The organism is Bacteroides sp. D55t1_190419_B8 (genome assembly GCF_015558905.1).
Classification (GTDB): Bacteria; Bacteroidota; Bacteroidia; order Bacteroidales; family Bacteroidaceae; genus Bacteroides; species Bacteroides vicugnae.
Genome location: NZ_JADMOU010000036.1, coordinates 49273 through 52377, shown reverse-complemented (window position 1 = coordinate 52377; position 3105 = coordinate 49273). Strand labels below are relative to the sequence as shown.

Sequence of the window (3105 nt, the reverse complement as noted above, 5' to 3'; positions counted from 1 at the left end):
AAGTTCATGCAATATTGCACAGGCAAAGGTGCTATGAAAATATGACAGAGAAAACGGGGACTTTATCGGATGCTTACGAATAATGCCAGATAAGATTATTCTTACTTTGGCGTATTAAAAAAGAAAAGGTAACCTCACAACTACCTTTTCTTTTTATTTAAATATTTTTACTATTTTTACATGAGCTATTCATGAAAAATATTGAGAGTAAAATGATTTTTCCTTTTGATTTTATACAATTGGAATAATAATATCAGAATATCCATTTTGTTGTTTATGCATTCTTTATAGATGACTAACTTACTGTTTATTCCTTTTGATTTTTTGTATTTGTACGTTTTTCTTTAAATTCGTTTGTAATTTATCTACGTCTATTTTCGCATTAATGCTAACACTTATTTGCTGTATTTTATCTCTCAACATCTTTTCTATCGAACTATTATTGTTGGATTTAAAAATTAAATACGTGCATAATTTCATCAAAATAGATTGTTTCAAGATACCTAATTTAACTAATTCACAAATTTTATCTATGTATCTCTCACAATTTTTAATATCCAGATCAATTAACATAAAATACAAAATAAACAACTTAAGCTGATTCTTTGTAGAATCTTGTTTAAGCTCATCTATTTTATCTAATATTATTCTTTCTAAATTGTTTTGAGCCAATGCATCAAATAGGAATGTTTCAATGATTAAAGGTAAAAAATTAGCCATTAACTTCATTGAAATTTGTCCATTACTATCTTCATCTTTGTTGATATCTATTAGTTCATCTGATTCATCAAGTAATTTGAAACCTAAGTTACACGCTGCATTAAGAACAAAATCAAGTATTTCATTTTCTAGACAGTCATCACTTAAAATACTATTTCGGTAAACTCTTGATAAAATAAATAATGCTTTTTCTAAATTCTCTGCATTTTCATCAATATGTTCATAATATTTTTTCTTCTCAACTTCTGACTCCTTAATAGGAGTTGGCAAGTATTCTTCCATTAACCGATCTTGTTCTTCCATTGAGAGAACAGCTTTACTACTTGCTGATATTTGCTGTGCAGTAGGAGTAAAATCAAAAATCTCTCCCATTTTCAATAGCAACTTCCTATCTACTTCTAAATAGTCTGGATCTTTAGATAGATTATTATAAATGCATTTCGTTTTTTCATATATTTTCTTTAAAAATTCTTCGTCTTTTTTGTTAAATCCAGAGTATAATTCTAACTCATTACTAAAGGAAAGATAAAAATGGTCATCATTTAACACTTCATCTTTGAATTTTTTATCATTAGTCATATGATATGCTAGGAAATATTCAAAAACACCATTTAAACGAAAAGTGTATTTATCAACCCCATTCAATTTAATAATTCCCTTTTCTTTTAACATGTTGAAAGTTGGTTCTACTCCAGCAACAAATTTTCTGTGCTTAGTTCGATATTCTGTAGTAAAATTTATTATATCTTCATAATTTGCGGCACATGTGTCATTAAAGTGTTTTTTTATTAAGAAATGAGCTAAAGCTCCTAAATAAGATTTTAGATCCTCATATTCAATTTTTATATTCTTATCAATAACGAAATTTTTTCTATCAAGAATTCCATCTATATATAGCTGTATTAATTCAAAATTATTATGAAAGTTAGTCTCATTAGTCTTTTCGAAAATCCAAAGAAACAATGAGACTGTCCAATAATTAGTTGGCATATTTAATTGAGAAAATATCTGTGTAATTTTATCAATAACAACATCTTTCCTATTCTCAGGTATTGATGACCATTTCTGTGTTAGAGTACGAATTTCTCTGCGTGTAATTTCATGAATAAATAAACTCCTATATGCTTTTTTATCAATATCAATAGTACCATATGCTCTTAATATAGTTTCTTCTGTTGCTGCTATAAATCTACTATTTGGACATTCTTTAAGGACGGATAAAAGTTCAGAAGTTAAAGCACTATTCGAAGGGTCAAAATTATCTAATAATATGCAAAACTGATATTCGGCAATAAAGGCTTCTGTTTTACTTTTGTTTATTTCTAAATAACGACTCAATAAATTGATTAATTTTACTGAATTTCCCATTTTATAATTTCTGCAATCAATGTAGAATGGGACAGATTTATATGTTGAATAATTCTTAAGAATATCAAGTTTTATTTTCCATAATAAAGATGTCTTTCCACTTTTGTCTTTGCCGAATATTATAAAATTATCTGTAGAGTTTGTTAAATTATCGATAGGAATGGTAGGTACGTCTTCTTTTTTACCTGCAATTTCTGTCTTGGATTTGGATTTTAGAATTGGATTAGTAAATAGAGACAAGAAGGTTTTGTCATGATGTTCTTCATTTCCTGATACAAACAACTCATCAGCTTGTTCACACTCTTCTTTATATCGCTTACGTATAGTCTTTCTAATTTCGTTCTGTTCTCTTTTTTCTTGATTTAATGGAATCTCTCCCTTTAGTTTCTTTTTAAATTCGATAGTATTAGTAACTGTATTATAGTTATATATTGATATTAAAACTTCAAAAGTATCAATATCAATATCTATAATGCTGTATCCTAATTCAGAATGCTTATCATATAATGACAATGCTGCCGAAGACACACTACAAAAAATTCCTTCACTGTCAGTCAAATATGAAGATTGCTTTTGTCTATGATAATGTCCTGTTAATAAAAGATGGAACTCATTAAAAATAATATCTTCTAATTCAGAAGATACAAAATCTTTATAATCGGATAAATTATGATGTTGAATTAGAATTTTGAAATCTACGTCTTTTATTTTACTTAAGGCTTCTTTCAAACATATTAAAGGAAAGTATAAATTACCTCTATCTTTTTCTGAATCAATAGCCCGCCAAGCAGAATTTATTGCTACTATACCAATCTTCTTGCCATTAAAAACACGTTTATGAATTGTATACAAACTATAAACTTCATCGAGTTCTTCCTTTTTTGGGGGATATTTTGAATAAAAGTTCTCAACAAACTCGTTGTAATTAATAAAATTAGTAAGACTTTCTTTAAATTGCCGTGGATTCTTGGAGGCAAAATCATCTAAATCTTTAATTGTTTTTATTTTTTTAATTTC

Annotated in this window: 1 protein-coding gene; it reads right to left on the bottom strand. The window is 27.3% G+C overall.

Annotated features, from left to right (window positions below; translation table 11 throughout):
- Positions 1–300: 300 nt before the first annotated feature.
- The coding region (locus I2I13_RS21615) for a hypothetical protein (RefSeq protein WP_195650479.1) at positions 301–3105 on the bottom strand (2805 nt) is incomplete at its 5' end.